We start from the raw sequence: 15,364 nt of genomic DNA, 5'->3' as shown, positions 1-15,364 counted from the left end.
GAACGGCGCCGACGCGCCGCGGATTACCTGGCCAGGTCGATCAGCATCGCCTGGGTCAGGATCTGGGGCAGGACTCGCGGCTCGGCCTCGCCCGGCTTGTACCACAGATAGAGCGGCACGCCCGCACGGTTATGGCGTTCGATGAAGCGGCCGAGCGCAGGGTCCCCGTCGGTCCAGTCGCCGACCAGCACCGTCACCTTGTGCGCGGCCAGCGCCCTGGCGACGGCATCGGTCTCGATCACGGCCTTCTCGTTGACCTTGCAGGTGAGGCACCAGTCGGCAGTGAAATAGGCGAAGACCGGCTTGCCCTGCGCGGTCAGCTCGGCGAGGCGGGCCTCGCTGAACTTCTCGGCGCCCGGCACCGCCCTGGTCTCGGCGGGCACGGCGCCGACCAGGGCGACCGCGCCGAGGGCGAGGACGAGGAGCGGCACCGCCGGCAGCCAGGCACGCGCCTTGCCGCGGCGCTGGCGCAGGCCCGTCCACCACAGGCCCAGCACCGCGAGCAGCGCGGCGGCGAGGCCGATCGTCATGCCGCCCACCCCGGCCTGCCGCCCCAGCACCCAGGCGAGCGCGAGGGCGGTGAGGAACATCGGCACCGAGAGGATACGGCGCAGCGTCTCCATCCAGGCGCCGGGCCGGGGCAGCAGCCGGCGGAAAGCGGGCACGAAGCCGAGCAGCAGGAAGGGCAGCGCGATGCCGAGCCCCAGCCCGCCGAACACCGCCAGCGCCGCGGGCCAGGGCAGCACCAGCGCCGCGCCCAGCGCCGCGCCCATGAACGGGCCGGTGCACGGCGTTGCCACGAAGGCGGCGAGCGCGCCGGTCATGAAGGCGCCGCCGGTTCCCCTGGCGGCCGCGCGGTTGACGAAACCGGGGGCGGAAAGCTCGAACAGCCCGGCCAGGTTGAAGGCGATGCCGGTGACCAAGAGGAGCAGCACCAGGATGACGCGCGGATCCTGCAGCTGGAAGGCCCAGCCCAGCGTCGCGCCGCCCGCCCGCAGCGCCAGCAAGCTGCCGCCCAGTGCCAGGCAGACCAGCACTACGCCGGCGGTATAGGCCAGCGCCTCGGCGCGCGGGCTGCCGCCCTCGGCATTGGCCTTGGCCAGGCTCAGCGCCTTGAGGCTGAGGATCGGGAAGACGCAGGGCATGATGTTGAGGATCAGCCCGCCCAGCACCGCGCCGAGGAACGCGAGCAGCGCGCCGCTCCACGGCATCTGCGCGGGCGCCGTTTTCGCGGCGGCCACGGCGCCGGGCACCGCGCGCACCCAGAAGCCCTGCTTGCCGAACGCCAGCAGCCCCTCGATCGGCCCGACCGACTTCACCCCGGCCGTCTCGACCACCACGCGGTCGCCGTCGCGCGTCACCTTCTGGGGGGCGGCATAGTCGAAGGCCCCGTGCGTGGCGGGAAAGAAATACCCCTCGCCCCGTGCCGTCGCGGCGGCGGGGAACGGAATGGCGAGGCGCAGCGCCTTGCCCTCGACCTGATAGGCCCCTTCCGCGCCGAGCGGCCTGGGCAGCGCCGCGCGCCAGACGTCGAACTGCGCGCGCATGCCGGGAACCACGCTGCCGTCGCCGATCTGGAGCGTCGTCGACAGGTCCGCCTTGCCCGGCACGCAGATCGCATCGGTGCAGACCAGATAGTTCAGCTTCACTCGTATCGGAAAGGCGCCCGTCGCATCGGCCGGGATCCTGAGCGTCACCAGCGGCGCGAACGGGCCTTCATAGACATAGTTCATCAGCCCGGCGATCGTCAGCCGCTCGGGAACCGGATAGCGGATCTCGCCGGTGCTCGCCCCCTTGGGCAGGATCCATTCGGCGCGCGCCGGCAGGCCCGCATCGCCGGGATTGAGCCAATAGGCGTGCCAGCCCTTCTCGGGCACCGAGGCGAGCGCGAGCGTCACCTCGCTGCCGGGCGCGGGCCGATCGCTCTCCGCGACCAGCGTGATCTTCACATGCTCCTCGCCCGGCGCCTGGGCCAGGGCCACGCCGGCAAACAACCAGAGCAACAACGCCATCAATCCGAAACGAACCGCCGCCATGGAGCGTCCTTGCCGTGGAAGAGCTGTTGGCCCAATAGCAGCCCGGCAGGATTTGCACACGCCGGAGGTGGCCAAAGCATGAAGTCGTTCCGTCCGCTCGCAGCGGCAGCCGCCGCGCTGCTCGCAGCAGCCCCGCTCGCCGCTCAGGAAGCCGCGCCGGCGCGTAATGTCCCGTCCCAGGCTCCGCGCGCCGCGCCGTCGCTGGTGGTGGTGATCTCGGTCGACCAGTTCTCGGCCGATCTGTTCGCGGAATATCGCGCCCAGTTCAGCGCCGGCTTCGCCCGGCTGATGTCGGGCGCGGTCTTCCCCTCGGGCTATCAGAGCCATGCCGCGACCGAGACCTGCCCGGGCCATTCGACGATCCTGACCGGCGATCATCCCGCGAAGACCGGGATCATCGCCAATGACTGGACCGATTTCAGCGCGCCCCGCGCGGACAAGACAGTCTATTGCTCCGAGGACGAGAGCGTGCCCGGCAGCACCTCGAACAACTACACCGTCTCGGACAAGCATCTGAAGGTGCCGACGCTGGGCGAGTGGATGAAGCTCGCCGATCCGCAGAGCCGAGTCGTCTCGGTGGCCGGCAAGGACCGTGCCGCGGTGATGATGGGCGGCCACAAGACCGACGAGATCTGGTGGTGGAACGGCAAGGCGTTCGTCTCCTATGCCGGCCGCGCCGAGCCGGCGATGGTCACGCGGATGAACGCCAACGTGACCAAGCGGATCGCCGAGGCGCAGGAGCCGCTCGAGCTGCCGCCCTTCTGCCAGGCGCGCAGCCGCGCCTTCCAGCTCAACCCGAACCGCAGCGTCGGCGACGGCCGCTTCGCGCGCGCCGCCGGCAACAGCACCGCCTTCCGCGCCTCGCCCGAGTTCGACGAGGCGATCGTGGCGACCGCCGCCGGGCTCGCCACCGACATGAAGCTCGGCCAGTCGGGCCATACCGACCTGCTCATCGTCGGCGCCTCCGCCACCGACTATGTCGGCCACACGCTGGGCACCGAAGGCAGCGAGATGTGCCTGCAGCTGCTCTCGCTCGACCAGACGCTGGGCAAGCTCTTCGCCGTGCTCGACAAGACCGGCGTCGACTATGCCGTGGTGCTGACCGCGGACCATGGCGGCCACGACATGCCCGAGCGCAACCGCGAGCATGCCGCGCCGATGGCGGCGCGCGTCGCCAAGGGGCTCGACGCCAAGACGATGGGCAAGGAGATCGGCGCGGCGCTCGGCATCGCCGGCCCGGTGCTGGTGGGCGGCAATTCGGGCGACGTCTATCTCTCGCCCGACCTGAGCAAGGCCGATCGCGCCCGCGTGCAGGCCGAGGCGATCAAGCGCTGGTCGGCCAATCCCCAGGTCGAGGCGGTGCTCACCCGCGCCCAGATCGCGGCGACGCCGATCGTCCACACTCCGCCCGAGACCTGGACCCTGCTCGAGCGCGCCCGCGCTTCCTATGATCAGCAGCGCTCGGGCGACCTGGTGATCGCGCTCAAGCCGCGCGTCACGCCGATCGCCGGCACCGAGGGCGGCTCGATCGCCACCCATGGCAGTTTCTGGGACTATGACCGCCGCGTGCCGATCCTGTTCTGGCGCAAGGGCATGACCGGCTTCGAGCAGCCGCTGTCGGTGGAGACGGTGGACATCGCCCCGACGCTCGCCGCGCTCATCCATGTGCCGGTGCCGGTGGAGATCGACGGGCGCTGCCTGGATCTCGACGCCGGTGCGGGGGACAGCTGCAAGTGACGTAACTTCTCCCTCTCCCCGCAAGCGGGTAGAGGGAGTTACCGCCGCCGCTCGAAGATGCGGATGCCGGGGCCGAGATCGTTCTGGCCGAGCGTGCCGAGCTGGCCGGTAAAGTCCGCGACGAAGGCGGGATTGCCCGGCGCGCCGGGCGCCATGGTGGCGGTGTTGGCTTCGATGCGCAGGCCCGTGCTCGGATAGGTGCGCCCCTCCGCCGCGACCACGATCAGGGCGGAGCTGTTCTCCTTGCGCGGCCCCTGGACGAAGGTGTTGCCGGCGATCAGGCCGGTGCCGCCCTCGGACAGGTCGATCATGTAGTTGGTCTTGTTGCCCCGGCTGTCGTCGAAGCTGTTGCCGGTGATCGTCACCCGGCGGGCGCGCAGCTTGACGTAATGACCGCCGGTGCCGCGCTCGAAACGCGAATTGGTGACGACCACGTCGCCGTCCACCGCGAGATAGATCGCATGGCTGCAATTCTCGGTCTCGCACTGGCCGAGGCCGGCGAAAGTCGTGTGGTCGATGGTGATGCGGCGCACCGTCTCGTGGCCGCCGCCGAGTATGCCTTCCTGGCTGTCGAGGAACATCGAATTGGTGACGGTGAGGTCGCCCATCTCGATGCGGATGCCGGCGCCATTGCCGTCGGGCACCGAAAAGCCGCGAAAGACGATGCCGTCCACCGCCGAGCCCCGGCCACGCAGCACGAAGGCGGCCTTTTCCTCGCAGGTCTGGCTCTCGAAGATCGCGGTGCCGGGCTGGACTGCCTTGAAGGTGATCCTGCCCCCGGTCTGGACCGTGCATTCGCGATAGGTGCCGGGCGCGATCAGGATCGTCGCGGTGCCGTCGCGCACGGCGTTCACCGCATCGTCCAGATGCGCGAAGCCCTGGCCGGTCTCGGCAACGACGAAGGGCGCGCGCTGCTGCTGGGCGGCGGCGGGCGCGGCGATCAGGGCAATGGCCGAGAGAATGGGCAGGCGCATGGCCCCTTCGATAGGACCGCAGGCGTTAAAATTCCTCCCCGAGCTCGTCTCGGGGAGGAATTGCGTTACCGCAGCGTCTTGATGATCCCCGAGAAATCGAGCCCGGCGCCGTCGCCGTCGACGAATGCCTGGTAGAGTTCCTCCGCGCGCGTGCCCATCGGCACGTTAGCGCCGACGCTCGCCGCCGCCTCCAGCGCCAGCTTCAGGTCCTTCAGCATCAGCGGCGCCGCGAAGCCGCCCTGATAGTCGCGGTCGGCCGGGCTTTCGGGGCCGACGCCGGGGACCGGGCAATAGCTCGTCATCGACCAGCTCTGGCCCGAACTGACCGAGGCGATGTCGTAGAAGCGCTGGGCGTCGAGCCCCAGCTTCTCGGCCAGGGCGAAAGCCTCGCACGTGGCGATCATCGTCGCGCCCAGGATCATGTTGTTGCAGATCTTGGCCCCTTGGCCCGCACCGCTGGCGCCGGCATGGATCACGGCCTTGCCCATGTCCGCCAGGAAGGGCTCCGCCCGGCCGAACGCCTGCTCGGTGCCGCCGACCATGAAGGTGAGCGTGCCGGCATTGGCCGCGGCGATGCCGCCCGAGACCGGCGCGTCGACCGCCATCAGCCCGCGCTCGGTGGCCGCCTGCACCATGCGGCGGGCCGTGTCGACGTCGATCGTCGAGCAATCGATCAGGATTGCACCGGGCGAGGCGTTGTCGAGCAGCGTGTCGGTATAGACGGCCTCCACATGCCTGCCCGCCGGCAGCATGGTGATCACCGCCTCGGCGCCCGCGATCGCCTCGGCGGCGCTGGCGGCGGGCAGGCAACCCGCGGCCTTCGCGCGATCGAGCGCGTCCTGCGAGAGATCGAAGGCGCGGACGTCATGCCCCGCCTTGGCCAGGTTCGCCGCCATGCCGCCGCCCATATGGCCCAGGCCGATAAATGCTACGCGTGCCACTTGGTCTTCCTCTCTTCTTATCGGGGGTCAGGTATCGCTTACTTCCCGGTCCAGTTCCCCGGGCGCTTCTCGACGAACGCCGTCATGCCTTCCTTCTGGTCGGCGGTGCCGAACAGCGCGTGGAACAGCCGGCGCTCGAACTGCACGCCCTGGGCCAGGCTGGTCTCATAGGCCGCGTTGACCATCTCCTTGTTGGCCAGCACCGCCAGCGGCGCCATCGCGGCGATCGCTTGCGCGGTCTTCACCGCTTCCTCGACCAGTTCGGCGGCCGGCAGGATGCGGCTGGCCAGCCCGGCGCGCTCGGCTTCCTGGGCGTCCATCATCCGGCCGGTGAGGCACATTTCCATCGCCTTGGCCTTGCCGACGGCGCGGGTGAGCCGCTGCGAGCCGCCCATGCCGGGCGAGACGGCGAGCTTGATCTCGGGCTGGCCGAATTTGGCACTGTCCGCCGCCAGGATGAAGTCGCACATCATCGCCAGCTCGCAGCCGCCGCCCAGCGCATAGCCCGCAACCGCGGCGATGATCGGCTTGCGGGTGCGCGTGAACGCATCCCAGCCGGCGAAGAAGTCGTGGCCGTACATGTCGGCAAAGCCCTGGGCCTGCATCTCCTTAATGTCCGCCCCGGCCGCAAAGGCCTTCTCGCTGCCGGTGATCACCGCGCAGCCCTGCGACGGATCGGCGTCGAACGCCTTCATCGCGTCGAGCAGCTCGGACAGAACCTGGCTGTTCAGCGCGTTGAGCGCCTGGGGACGGTTCAGCGTGATCAGCGTGGCGGCGCCGCGCTGCTCGACGAGGATGGTTTCGTAGGTCATTCAGGCCTCCTGGGGCAGGCGTTCGAGATTGGCGAGGAGCGCGGCGAGCTGCGCGGGAGTCGCATGCTCATGGGCTTCCTCGATCGAGCTGGGGCTATTGTCATAGGGGATCGGCTCGTCGAACTGATCGGTCGCAAGGTCCCAATAGCGTCCGTCGATCCGGTTGTAGAAATGGGTGCCACCCTTGGTGGCAGTCTTGAAGATCTCCCCGCCGAACGCACGCTGGGTGGCGAGCGCCGTCACCGCGCACTGGTTGCGGCACGGATTGGCCGGATCGAAGGCGTCCGCGATCGTCTCGGCGCTCCAGGCGCGTTTGACGGCATGGTAGAAATCGGCGGGGGTGGCGTAGCGCATCAGGGCTCCCATTGCTGATCGGCCGGCAGCGGCGCGAAGATCGCATCGACCATCGCATCGCTGACGCCTTCGAGCGTAGCAGGGTTCCATTGCGGCGCATTGTCCTTGTCGACGATCAGCGCGCGGACGCCCTCGATAAAGTCATGGCTCCGGGCAACGCGGCCGCCGATCGCGAATTCCTGCGCCATCTCCGCGGCGAAGCTGTCCCTCGACCGGCCCTCGCGGACGAGGCGGAGCGAGACCTTCATCGACTGGGGCGATTTGGTGCGGAGCGTCGCGAGCTGGGCGGCGGCCCATTCGCCGCCATCCGCCGCGAGCGCGGCGAACACGCCTTCCACCGTATCGGCGGCGAAGAGCCGGTCGATGATGTCCTGGAAGGCGCGTATCTTCGCGTCGGGCGCCGGGATCGACAGCTCGGCGAGAACCGATTCGACCGATGCCGGATCGGCGGCGATGCGCGCCTTGGCCCCGTCGAGCGCGGCGGCGGGCAGATAATGGGTGGCGAGGCCGAGCGCGAGGCACTCGGCGCCGTCGAGCCGGTGGCCGGTCAGCGCCAGAGACTCGCCGATCTTCCCCGGCAGGCGCGAGAGATACCAGCCGCCGCCCACGTCCGGGAACAGGCCGATGCCGGTCTCGGGCATGGCGAATCGCGTGTTCTCCGTCGCCACCCGGTAGCGCGCCGGCTGCGAGATGCCGACGCCGCCACCCATGGTGATGCCGTCCATGAACGCGACGATCGGCTTGCCATAGGTGAACAGCGCGTGGTTGAGCTGGTACTCGACGCGGAAGAAGTCGCGTGCCTGGCTGCCGTCGCCGGCGCCGCTCGTCGCGATCATCCGGATGTCGCCGCCGGCGCAGAAACCACGCCCCTCGGCATGATCGATCAGCACGATCTCCACCGCGGGATCGTTCCGCCACGCCGTCAGCGCATCGAGCATCGCGCGGCACATGCCGGTGTTGAGCGCATGGATCGCCTTGGGGCGGTTGAGCCGGATGCGGCCCGCCTTGCCTTCGATCTGGAGGATGACTTCAGCGTCCATTTTCGTCCTTCATCAGATTGCCCACCCGCACGCGGGGCCATAGCCTCGCCGCGACACGAGGGAGCGACACGCCATGACCGGAACCGGCACGACGAAGTGGTACAACATGCACAAGGGCATCGGCTTCATCACGCACGACGGGAGCAAGGAGGACGTGATCGTGCGTCTCGCGACGCTGCACGCGGCGGGCCTCGCGCAGCTCGCCGAGGGTCAGCGCCTGGAATTCGAAGCCAGGATGGGCTCGCAGGGGCTGGAGGCCATCATGGTCCGCCCCATCTGACGCAGGGCTCATTGGCGGGTGAGCTCGCGGCCGACGATCATGCGCATCACCTGGTTGGTGCCCTCGAGAATCGAATGGACACGCAGGTCGCGCCAGAAGCGCTCGATCGGATAGTCCATCAGATAGCCATAGCCACCGTGCAGCTGAAGCGCGCGATCGACCACCGAACTGCCCGTGTCGGTCGCCAGCCGCTTGGCCATGGCCGCGAATTTGGTCTTGTCCGGCGCGCCCGATGTCACCTTGGCGGCGGCGAGATAGAGCAGCGCGCGCGCCGCCTCCAGCTCGGTCGCCATGTCGGCCAGGACGAACTGGGTGTTCTGGAAATCCGCGATCGGCTTGCCAAACTGCTGGCGATCCTTGGTATATTGCACCGCCTCGTCGAGGCAGCGCTGGGCGCCGCCGAGCGAGCAGGCGCCGATGTTCAGCCGGCCGCCGTCCAGGCCCATCATGGCGAACCGAAAGCCCTCGCCTTCGCCCCCGATACGATTTTCCACCGGCACCCGGACATTGTCGAAGGTTACCTGGCGGGTAGGCTGCGAATGCCAGCCCAGCTTGCGCTCGTTCGCGCCGAAGCCGACGCCGGGCATGTCCTTTTCGATCACCAGGCACGAAATGCCCTTGGGTCCCTCCTCGCCGGTGCGGACCATGGTGACATAGATCTCGTTCTCGCCCGCGCCCGAGATGAACTGCTTCGAGCCGTTGACGACATAATGGTCGCCGTCCAGCACTGCGCGCGTCTTGAGCGCGGCGGCGTCCGAGCCCGAGCTCGGCTCGGTGAGACAATAGGAGGCGATCCGTTCCATCGTGATCAGCGAGGGCAGATATCTGTCCTTGACCGCCTGGCTGCCGAAACGGTCGATCATCCAACTCGCCATGTTGTGGATCGAGATGAAGGCGCTGGTGGAGGGGCAGCCATAGGCCATCGCCTCCATGATCAGCGCCGCCTCGAGCCGGCCCAGGCCGATGCCGCCGCTCTCTTCCGAGACATAGATCGAGGCGAAGCCCAGCTCCGCCGCCGCCCGGATCGTGTCGCGCGGGAAGATGTGCTTCTCGTCCCATTCGGCCGCATGCGGGGTGATCGCATCGGCGGTGAATTTCCGGGCCATATCCTGGATGGCACGCTGGTCGTCGGTGAGTTCGAACTGGGTCATGGCTGGGTCCTTGGGCCGGAGAAACGCGCCGGCGATGAGAAAGTCGACATCTGCACTCCCCTCCCTGGAAGCGAGGGGTCGGGGGTGGGCGTTTGCGCGCGATACGGCAAAGCGGGAGATAGGCCGTCCGTATTGCCCGGACGGGACCCACCCCTAACCCCTCCCTTCCAGGGAGGGGAACATAGCCGGCGCATGCGCGGCGTCATTTCCCCGCCCCCGGCTTCTCGTGCAGCACGCGCTCGGCGAAGAGCGCATTGGCGACCTTCACGTCGTTGCGCTCGTACCAGCGCGGCTTGGCGAGCTTCTTCTCCCAGGCGAGCTGCTCGATCATCGTGCCCGCCGTCCAGGCGACGTCCGGGCGCTCGCGGTGGATCGGATCGGCATAGGCCTCGTCCGCGCCGATGATCTCCCAGCCGTCCTGGCGCAGCGCGTCGATCAGGTCGCCCAGGAACAGGCCCGCCATGTCGGTCTCGTGCAGCAGCAGGACGTGCGCCGGCGAGCGGCCGAGCGCGCGGCGGGCCAGTTCGTCGCCGAAATCGGCGGACTGGACGTGCGTCTCGACATAAAGGTCGCGCAGCGCGTCCATGTCGACGGCCTTGCCCGCCTTGCGCGCGGCGATGGCCTGGCCTTCCATATTCCAGTCCGAGCCGTCGATCGTCGCATAGCCGTTCATCATCCCGCGCGCGGCCAGCCCGGCGCGGACGGCATCGCGCTTCGCCTTGTCGGGCCCGCCCTCGTCCAGATAGGGGAAGCGCAGCCAGGGACGATACGCCTTGCCCTGCGTCTTCAGATAGGCCTGGGCGCGATCGATATCGGCGAGGAAAGTCTCCGCCGCGACCTTGGACAGCTTCAAATGCGTGTTGGTGTGGTTGCCCAGCACCCCGCCGGCCGCGACATAGGCGGCGATGCGCTTCGGTGCGTCGATCCCGTCGCCGAAATGGACGATCCGGTTGGGATTGAGGAAGAAGACCGGCTGGGGGACGTGGCGCGAGCGAAAGGTCTCGACCAGGCGGGCGGTGCGCTCGTCGGGCGTGAGGAACGCGCCGCGGCCGCGCGGCACGTCGTCGAAACTGAGCGCGATGCGCTTGGCCGCCTGGGGCGGCGTCGACGCGATCACGCTGATCGTGCGCTTGCCCGGCACCACCATCGCCAGCGCGATGCAGGCGATCATCGCCTTGAGCACGAAGCGCAACCCGGTCATCGCCCCTCTCCCCCGGTTCCAGCCATTCCCGCCAATAGACGCTGGCGAAGGGCGGCGCCATAAGGCTGCGCATGGAGCGGCTGTTGCTTATCGATACGGCGATGCGGCTGATGGGGGTGGGCCAGCTGCTGCTGATGGCGCTGGTGGCGGGCCGCAGCGGCGCGCCGGCCCCGATCCGCCGGGCGACGATCGCGCTGCTGGTGTGCGTGGCGGCCTATCTCGCGATCGTTTCGCCCGCCTTGCAGCTGTGGCGCTCGGCGGCCTGGCCGGTGATCCAGCTCTTCTCGCTCAACGCCCCGCTGGCGCTGTGGGTGTTCGCCCATCTGATCTTCGAGCGGCCCGTCGACAGGCGCCTGTTCGCGCTTGCCCTGGGGGTGACGCTGATCGACTGGCTGCTCTTCACCCATGCGCTGTACGTCACCCACCGGATGCCGGTGGCGGCGGGCGCGGTGCAGCACGGCATCGCCTTCCTGCTCGCGGTGCATGCCATCGTCATCGCCATCGCCAATCGCGGCGACGACCTGCTCGAGAAGCGCCGCATGTTCCGGCTGGGCTTCGTGATCGTGGTGGGCGTGCAGACGCTGGGCATCGTGGTGGTGGAAAGCGTGTACGACCTGCTGCGCACCGACATCTGGCTGATGTTGCTCCAGTCGGGCACCGCGCTGATCGCGATCCTGGCGTTCGGCGCCGCGATGCTCACCACCAATGCCGAGCTGCTGTTCGACAAGACCGCGCCGCCGCCCGCCCGGGCCCCGCTGTCGCCGGCCGAGCATGTGCTCAAGCAGAAGCTCGACGCGGCGATGGCCGCCCATGTCCACCGCGAGCCCGGGCTGGGCATCGGCGTGCTCGCCGGCAAGCTGGGCGTCCCCGAGCATCGGCTGCGCGCGCTGATCAACCAGCGGCTGGGCTATCGCAACTTCTCGGACTTCCTCAATTCGCACCGCATCGCCGATGCCAGGGCCTGGCTGAGCGACCCGGCCAGGGTGGACCTGCCGGTGCTCACCCTGGCGATGGACCTGGGCTATGGCAGCCTCGCCCCGTTCAACCGCGCCTTTCGCGACGCCACGGGCACCAGCCCCAGCGAATATCGGCGCGCGGCGATCCTCGATCCCGAAAAAGGCTGATCGATTCCGGAAATGCGCGGCATTTTCCGGGCGCAGCGGGACCGGCGCGGCGCCGCAGCCTAGCAAATCGGCATCCGCTTTCGAGGATGCGACATGCAGCATTGGATCGTACCGCTCGCCGCGCACGGCGCGCACAGCTTCGCCGTCGAACTGGCCCGCTATCTCGTCGCCGCCGGCGGGATGACCGCCATCCTCTGGGCCGGCGCACGCTGGACCGCGGCCCGGCGCATCCAGAAGCGCGCCCCCGCCCGGGGCGACCGGGCCCGCGAGCTCGGCCATTCGCTGCTGTCGGTCGGCATCTTCGCGCTGTGGAGCATCGCCACGCTGGCGATGAACCAGGCGGGGATCATCCATCTCGCCTTCGCCGCCCCGCCCTGGTGGCAGGCGGTGCTGGAGTTCGTGGCCATCGTGGTCGTCCACGACGCCTATTTCTACTGGATGCACCGCGGGCTCCACACCCGGGCGATGTTCCGCCGCGCGCACCTGACCCATCACAAGTCGCGCACGCCCACGCCCTGGGCAGCCTATAGCTTCGCGCCGATCGAGGGCGTGCTGGAGGGCATGTTCCTGCCGCTCTTCCTGCTGTTCGTGCCGATGCACGCGGTCGTGGTGCTCGCCTTCCTGCTCCACCAGATCGGCCGCAACGTGCTGGGCCATTCGGGGCACGAGCTGATGCCGCCGGGATTCACGCGCTTCCCGCTCACCGCCTGGCTGACCACGGCGACGCATCATGACCTGCACCATAGCGGCGGCGGACATAATTTCGGGCTCTACTTCACCTGGTGGGATCGCTGGATGGGCACCGAGCACCCGCGCTACCACGAAGCCTTCGCGGCGGCGGCGCGGCCATGGTTCGGCGCCGGCCGATCTCCGGCCTCCGCCGCGTCCCATGACATCGCGTCCCAGCCATAGACGAAGCGATGCTTGCACGGCGCGGTGGCGGGATCGACGATGCGGAAGCGCGAATATATCGCCGCGTCGCGCGCGTCGCCGGCGAAGACCCGCCCCTGCAACCGGACGATCCGCCGTTCCTCGCCCCGGAAGAAGCGCGCGGGACCATCGACGGCATAGGCGGCGCCCCGCTCATCGCCGAGACGATAGATATGGGTGTCGCCATAGGTCGCGACGAGCGTGCCGCGATCCGCGGGCATCTCCCAAAGCTCGCTCTCGACGATCTCATAGCCCGCGCCGCGCCCCTTGACCCGGGCACGCATCGTCTCGGTCCCCGCCTTGAAATCGTCGAGCATCTGGCCGGCGGGGAGATCGAAGCTGCTATAGTTGAAGCAGATCGCGAGCGGCCCCTTCAACCGCTCGGGCCGTGCTTCGGCACCCTGCGCAAAGGGCAGGACGAGAAGGGCCAGCGCGATCGTCCCCGCCATGCCCTCACCCCATGGTCGGGATGATGAACGCGCTGTCGCCGGTGCCGCCGCCATCGGGCCAGCGCTGGGTGATCGTCTTCACCTTGGTCCAGAATTTCACGCCTTCCATGCCGTGCTGGTTGGTGTCGCCGAACGCCGAGCGCTTCCAGCCGCCAAAGGTGTGATAGGCGACCGGCACCGGGATCGGCACGTTGATGCCGACCATGCCGACATTGACGCGCGCCGCGAATTCGCGCGCGGCATGGCCGTTGCGCGTGAAGATGGCGACGCCGTTGCCATATTGATGGTCGCTCGGCAGCCGCAGCGCCGTCTCGAAATCGGGCGCGCGGACGATCTGGAGGACGGGTCCGAAAATCTCTTCCTTGTACGCCTGCATCTCGGGCGTGACTCGGTCGAACAGGCTCGGCCCGATGAAAAAGCCCTGCTCATGGCCCTGGAGCTGGAAGCCGCGCCCGTCGACCACCAGTTCCGCGCCTTCGTCCACGCCGGTCTGGATCCAGTTCTCGACGCGCTGCTTGTGCGCGGCGTTCACCACCGGGCCGTAATGCGCCTCGGCATCCGTGGACACGCCGACCCGCAGTGCCTCGATCGCCGGGATCAGCTTCTCGCGCAGGGCATCGGCGGTCTTGTCGCCCACCGGCACGACCACCGGCAGCGCCATGCAACGCTCGCCCGCCGAGCCGAAGGCAGCGCCGGACAGGTCCGCCACCACCTGGTCGAGATCGGCATCGGGCATGACGATGCCGTGATTCTTCGCGCCGCCCATCGCCTGGACGCGCTTCCCCGCCTCGACGCCGCGGCGATAGACATAGTGCGCGATATCCGACGAGCCGACGAAGCTGACCGCCGCGATCGCGGGATGATCCAGGATGGCATCGACCATTTCCTTGTCGCCGTGCACGACCTGGAGGATGCCCTCGGGCGCGCCCGCCTCGCGCATCAGCTCCGCAAGGCGCACCGGCACCGACGGATCGCGCTCGCTGGGCTTGAGGATGAAGGCGTTGCCGCAGGCGATGGCGACCCCGAACATCCACATCGGGATCATCGCCGGGAAGTTGAACGGCGTGATGCCCGCACCGATGCCGAGCGGCTGGCGCATGCTGTACACGTCGATGCCCGGGCCGGCGCCCTGGGTGTATTCGCCCTTCAGCACGTGCGGGATGCCGCAGGCGAACTCGATCACTTCCAGGCCGCGCTGGATGTCGCCCTTGGCATCGGCGATCACCTTGCCATGCTCGGAGCTGAGCAGGTGCGCCAGCGCGTCCATATTCTTCTCGACCAGCGCCTTGAACGCGAACATCACGCGGGCGCGGCGTTGCGGGTTGGTCGCGGCCCAGCCGGGCTGCGCGGCCTGGGCGGCGGCGATCGCCTTGTCGAGATCGGCCTGGGTGCCGAGCTGGACCCGGGCCTGGACCTGGCCGGTATTCGGGTCGAACACGTCTCCAGTGCGGGCTTCGCCCGTTGGGCCCTGACGGGCGCCCGCGCCGCCATCATGGCCGACAATGACATGGTCGATGTTACGCATTTCGCTCTCCTGCGGACTCCGCCGGCCCGACTCGTTCGTGTAATTTAATTACGCAGTGGCACAAGCGACGGGCGCTGTCACGCGCCGGCCGATGGGAAAGCTCAGGCCGGGACGCAGCCGATCGGCACGGGGAGCAACCGGCCCTGCGCGTCGCCGATCATCATCACCTCCACGCCGAACGCCGCGCGCAGCGGCTGATGGGCGAGCGCCTCACCGGGCGCACCAAAGGCGATCATGCCGCCGCCGCCGAGCAGCAGCACCGCGTCCGCCACGCGCGCGGCCAGCACCGGATCGGCGAGCGTGACGACGATGCCCGTCCCCTGCGCGGCGGCCGCGCGCAGCTGCACGATCCGGGCGAGCTGCGCGGCCGGGTCGAGCGCGCTCAGCGGATCCTCGGCCAGCAGCCAGCCGGGGCGGGCGGCCAGCGCGGCGGCGAGATCGGCGGGGCCCCGGCCGAGCAGGCGGCGGCGATCCCGCTCGACCAGCACGATCGCCCGGGCGCGCTCGGCCCGGCCCAGGCGGCCGATCAGCCTGCCGCCCAGCCGCACATGGCCGGCATCGGCATCGGCACGGCCGGCGAGCGCGCGCAACAGCAGGACCTTGCCCGCGCCGGCGGCGCCGAGAATCGCCGTCACCTTGCCCGGCACGAGCACCGCATCCACGCCCTGGAGCACGCGGCGCTCGCCCCGGTTCAGGGCCAGATTCTCGATGCTGAGCTTCATTCCCCGCCCTAGGCATCGACAGATGACAACCGGGTTACAGTCCGCAGCGCGTTTTTCGGGAAGAATCGGCCGCAACCCGCGAAAAAAT

General features: G+C 69.1%; 15 protein-coding genes. 4 read left to right on the top strand and 11 right to left on the bottom strand.

Annotation, left to right across the window (positions count from 1 at the left end; translation table 11 throughout):
* Positions 1-23 precede the first annotated feature (23 nt).
* Complete coding sequence (locus tag CAP40_RS06555; RefSeq protein WP_086128600.1) at positions 24-2,036, bottom strand: protein-disulfide reductase DsbD; 2,013 nt, start codon at positions 2,034-2,036, stop codon at positions 24-26.
* Positions 2,037-2,114: 78 nt separating this feature from the next.
* Between CAP40_RS06555 and CAP40_RS06550 the strand changes: the two genes are divergently transcribed.
* Positions 2,115-3,773 carry an alkaline phosphatase family protein gene (locus tag CAP40_RS06550; protein WP_086128599.1) on the top strand — a complete coding sequence of 553 codons (1,659 nt, stop codon included), beginning with the start codon at positions 2,115-2,117 and terminating at the stop codon, positions 3,771-3,773.
* 38 nt (positions 3,774-3,811) lie between these two features.
* Here CAP40_RS06550 and CAP40_RS06545 read toward each other — a convergent pair whose 3' ends face one another.
* From CAP40_RS06545 to CAP40_RS06525, 5 genes are all read right to left on the bottom strand, one after another.
* Positions 3,812-4,747: a right-handed parallel beta-helix repeat-containing protein gene (locus CAP40_RS06545; RefSeq protein WP_086128598.1), complete on the bottom strand. Its 936-nt coding sequence runs from the start codon at positions 4,745-4,747 to the stop codon at positions 3,812-3,814.
* Positions 4,748-4,812: 65 nt separating this feature from the next.
* Complete coding sequence (gene mmsB / locus CAP40_RS06540) at positions 4,813-5,688, bottom strand: 3-hydroxyisobutyrate dehydrogenase (protein WP_086128597.1); 876 nt, start codon at positions 5,686-5,688, stop codon at positions 4,813-4,815.
* A 38-nt stretch (positions 5,689-5,726) separates the two neighbouring features.
* Positions 5,727-6,500, bottom strand: a complete 774-nt coding sequence (locus CAP40_RS06535; RefSeq protein ID WP_086128596.1) for an enoyl-CoA hydratase — start codon at positions 6,498-6,500, stop codon at positions 5,727-5,729.
* Complete coding sequence (locus CAP40_RS06530; RefSeq protein WP_179187955.1) at positions 6,501-6,854, bottom strand: hypothetical protein; 354 nt, start codon at positions 6,852-6,854, stop codon at positions 6,501-6,503.
* Positions 6,854-7,894 carry an enoyl-CoA hydratase/isomerase family protein gene (locus CAP40_RS06525; protein ID WP_086128595.1) on the bottom strand — a complete coding sequence of 347 codons (1,041 nt, stop codon included), beginning with the start codon at positions 7,892-7,894 and terminating at the stop codon, positions 6,854-6,856. The genes CAP40_RS06530 and CAP40_RS06525 overlap by 1 nt, the downstream gene beginning before the upstream one ends.
* Positions 7,895-7,967: 73 nt before the next feature.
* On the opposite strand from CAP40_RS06525, the gene CAP40_RS06520 reads away from it, so the two are divergent.
* Complete coding sequence (locus CAP40_RS06520) at positions 7,968-8,174, top strand: cold shock domain-containing protein (RefSeq protein ID WP_086128594.1); 207 nt, start codon at positions 7,968-7,970, stop codon at positions 8,172-8,174.
* 8 nt (positions 8,175-8,182) lie between these two features.
* On the opposite strand, the gene CAP40_RS06515 is transcribed toward CAP40_RS06520, so the two are convergent.
* Positions 8,183-9,325, bottom strand: coding sequence for an acyl-CoA dehydrogenase family protein (locus tag CAP40_RS06515; protein ID WP_086128593.1), 1,143 nt, complete (start codon positions 9,323-9,325; stop codon positions 8,183-8,185).
* 202 nt (positions 9,326-9,527) lie between these two features.
* Entirely contained in the window at positions 9,528-10,526 is a 999-nt protein-coding gene (locus CAP40_RS06510; RefSeq protein ID WP_086128592.1) for a polysaccharide deacetylase family protein, read from the bottom strand.
* A gap of 83 nt (positions 10,527-10,609) precedes the next feature.
* On the opposite strand from CAP40_RS06510, the gene CAP40_RS06505 reads away from it, so the two are divergent.
* Positions 10,610-11,650: a helix-turn-helix domain-containing protein gene (locus tag CAP40_RS06505; RefSeq protein WP_218822115.1), complete on the top strand. Its 1,041-nt coding sequence runs from the start codon at positions 10,610-10,612 to the stop codon at positions 11,648-11,650.
* A 93-nt stretch (positions 11,651-11,743) separates the two neighbouring features.
* The gene (locus CAP40_RS06500) at positions 11,744-12,562 is read left to right on the top strand and encodes a sterol desaturase family protein (RefSeq protein WP_256924055.1); all 819 of its coding nucleotides are present in this window, start codon (positions 11,744-11,746) and stop codon (positions 12,560-12,562) included.
* Here the strand turns inward: CAP40_RS06500 and CAP40_RS06495 are convergent.
* From CAP40_RS06495 to CAP40_RS06485, 3 genes are all read right to left on the bottom strand, one after another.
* Positions 12,466-13,029, bottom strand: coding sequence for a hypothetical protein (locus CAP40_RS06495; RefSeq protein WP_086128590.1), 564 nt, complete (start codon positions 13,027-13,029; stop codon positions 12,466-12,468). The two genes, CAP40_RS06500 and CAP40_RS06495, sit on opposite strands and share 97 nt — an antisense overlap.
* 4 nt (positions 13,030-13,033) lie before the next feature.
* Positions 13,034-14,554: a CoA-acylating methylmalonate-semialdehyde dehydrogenase gene (locus tag CAP40_RS06490; RefSeq protein WP_086128589.1), complete on the bottom strand. Its 1,521-nt coding sequence runs from the start codon at positions 14,552-14,554 to the stop codon at positions 13,034-13,036.
* Positions 14,555-14,655: 101 nt separating this feature from the next.
* Positions 14,656-15,276 (bottom strand): ABC transporter ATP-binding protein, encoded by a 621-nt coding sequence (locus CAP40_RS06485; protein ID WP_086128588.1) that lies wholly within the window; start codon positions 15,274-15,276, stop codon positions 14,656-14,658.
* Positions 15,277-15,364 lie beyond the last annotated feature (88 nt).

The sequence above is a fragment of the Sphingomonas sp. IBVSS2 genome (genome assembly GCF_002127225.1).
GTDB lineage: Bacteria > Pseudomonadota > Alphaproteobacteria > Sphingomonadales > Sphingomonadaceae > Sphingomonas.
The sequence above is the reverse complement of the archived record's forward strand: the minus strand, read 5'-3'. Positions and strand labels throughout refer to the sequence as shown.

Excerpts from the sequence above, each read along its gene's own strand:
- CAP40_RS06555 (WP_086128600.1), bottom strand. The coding sequence starts at position 2,036 with ATGGCGGCGGTTCGTTTCGGATTGATGGCGTTGTTGCTCTGGTTGTTT.
- CAP40_RS06550 (WP_086128599.1), top strand. The coding sequence starts at position 2,115 with ATGAAGTCGTTCCGTCCGCTCGCAGCGGCAGCCGCCGCGCTGCTCGCA.
- CAP40_RS06545 (WP_086128598.1), bottom strand. The coding sequence starts at position 4,747 with ATGCGCCTGCCCATTCTCTCGGCCATTGCCCTGATCGCCGCGCCCGCC.
- CAP40_RS06535 (WP_086128596.1), bottom strand. The coding sequence starts at position 6,500 with ATGACCTACGAAACCATCCTCGTCGAGCAGCGCGGCGCCGCCACGCTG.
- CAP40_RS06530 (WP_179187955.1), bottom strand. The coding sequence starts at position 6,854 with ATGCGCTACGCCACCCCCGCCGATTTCTACCATGCCGTCAAACGCGCC.
- CAP40_RS06525 (WP_086128595.1), bottom strand. The coding sequence starts at position 7,894 with ATGGACGCTGAAGTCATCCTCCAGATCGAAGGCAAGGCGGGCCGCATC.
- CAP40_RS06520 (WP_086128594.1), top strand. The coding sequence starts at position 7,968 with ATGACCGGAACCGGCACGACGAAGTGGTACAACATGCACAAGGGCATC.
- CAP40_RS06515 (WP_086128593.1), bottom strand. The coding sequence starts at position 9,325 with ATGACCCAGTTCGAACTCACCGACGACCAGCGTGCCATCCAGGATATG.
- CAP40_RS06510 (WP_086128592.1), bottom strand. The coding sequence starts at position 10,526 with ATGACCGGGTTGCGCTTCGTGCTCAAGGCGATGATCGCCTGCATCGCG.
- CAP40_RS06500 (WP_256924055.1), top strand. The coding sequence starts at position 11,744 with ATGCAGCATTGGATCGTACCGCTCGCCGCGCACGGCGCGCACAGCTTC.
- CAP40_RS06495 (WP_086128590.1), bottom strand. The coding sequence starts at position 13,029 with ATGGCGGGGACGATCGCGCTGGCCCTTCTCGTCCTGCCCTTTGCGCAG.
- CAP40_RS06490 (WP_086128589.1), bottom strand. The coding sequence starts at position 14,554 with ATGCGTAACATCGACCATGTCATTGTCGGCCATGATGGCGGCGCGGGC.
- CAP40_RS06485 (WP_086128588.1), bottom strand. The coding sequence starts at position 15,276 with ATGAAGCTCAGCATCGAGAATCTGGCCCTGAACCGGGGCGAGCGCCGC.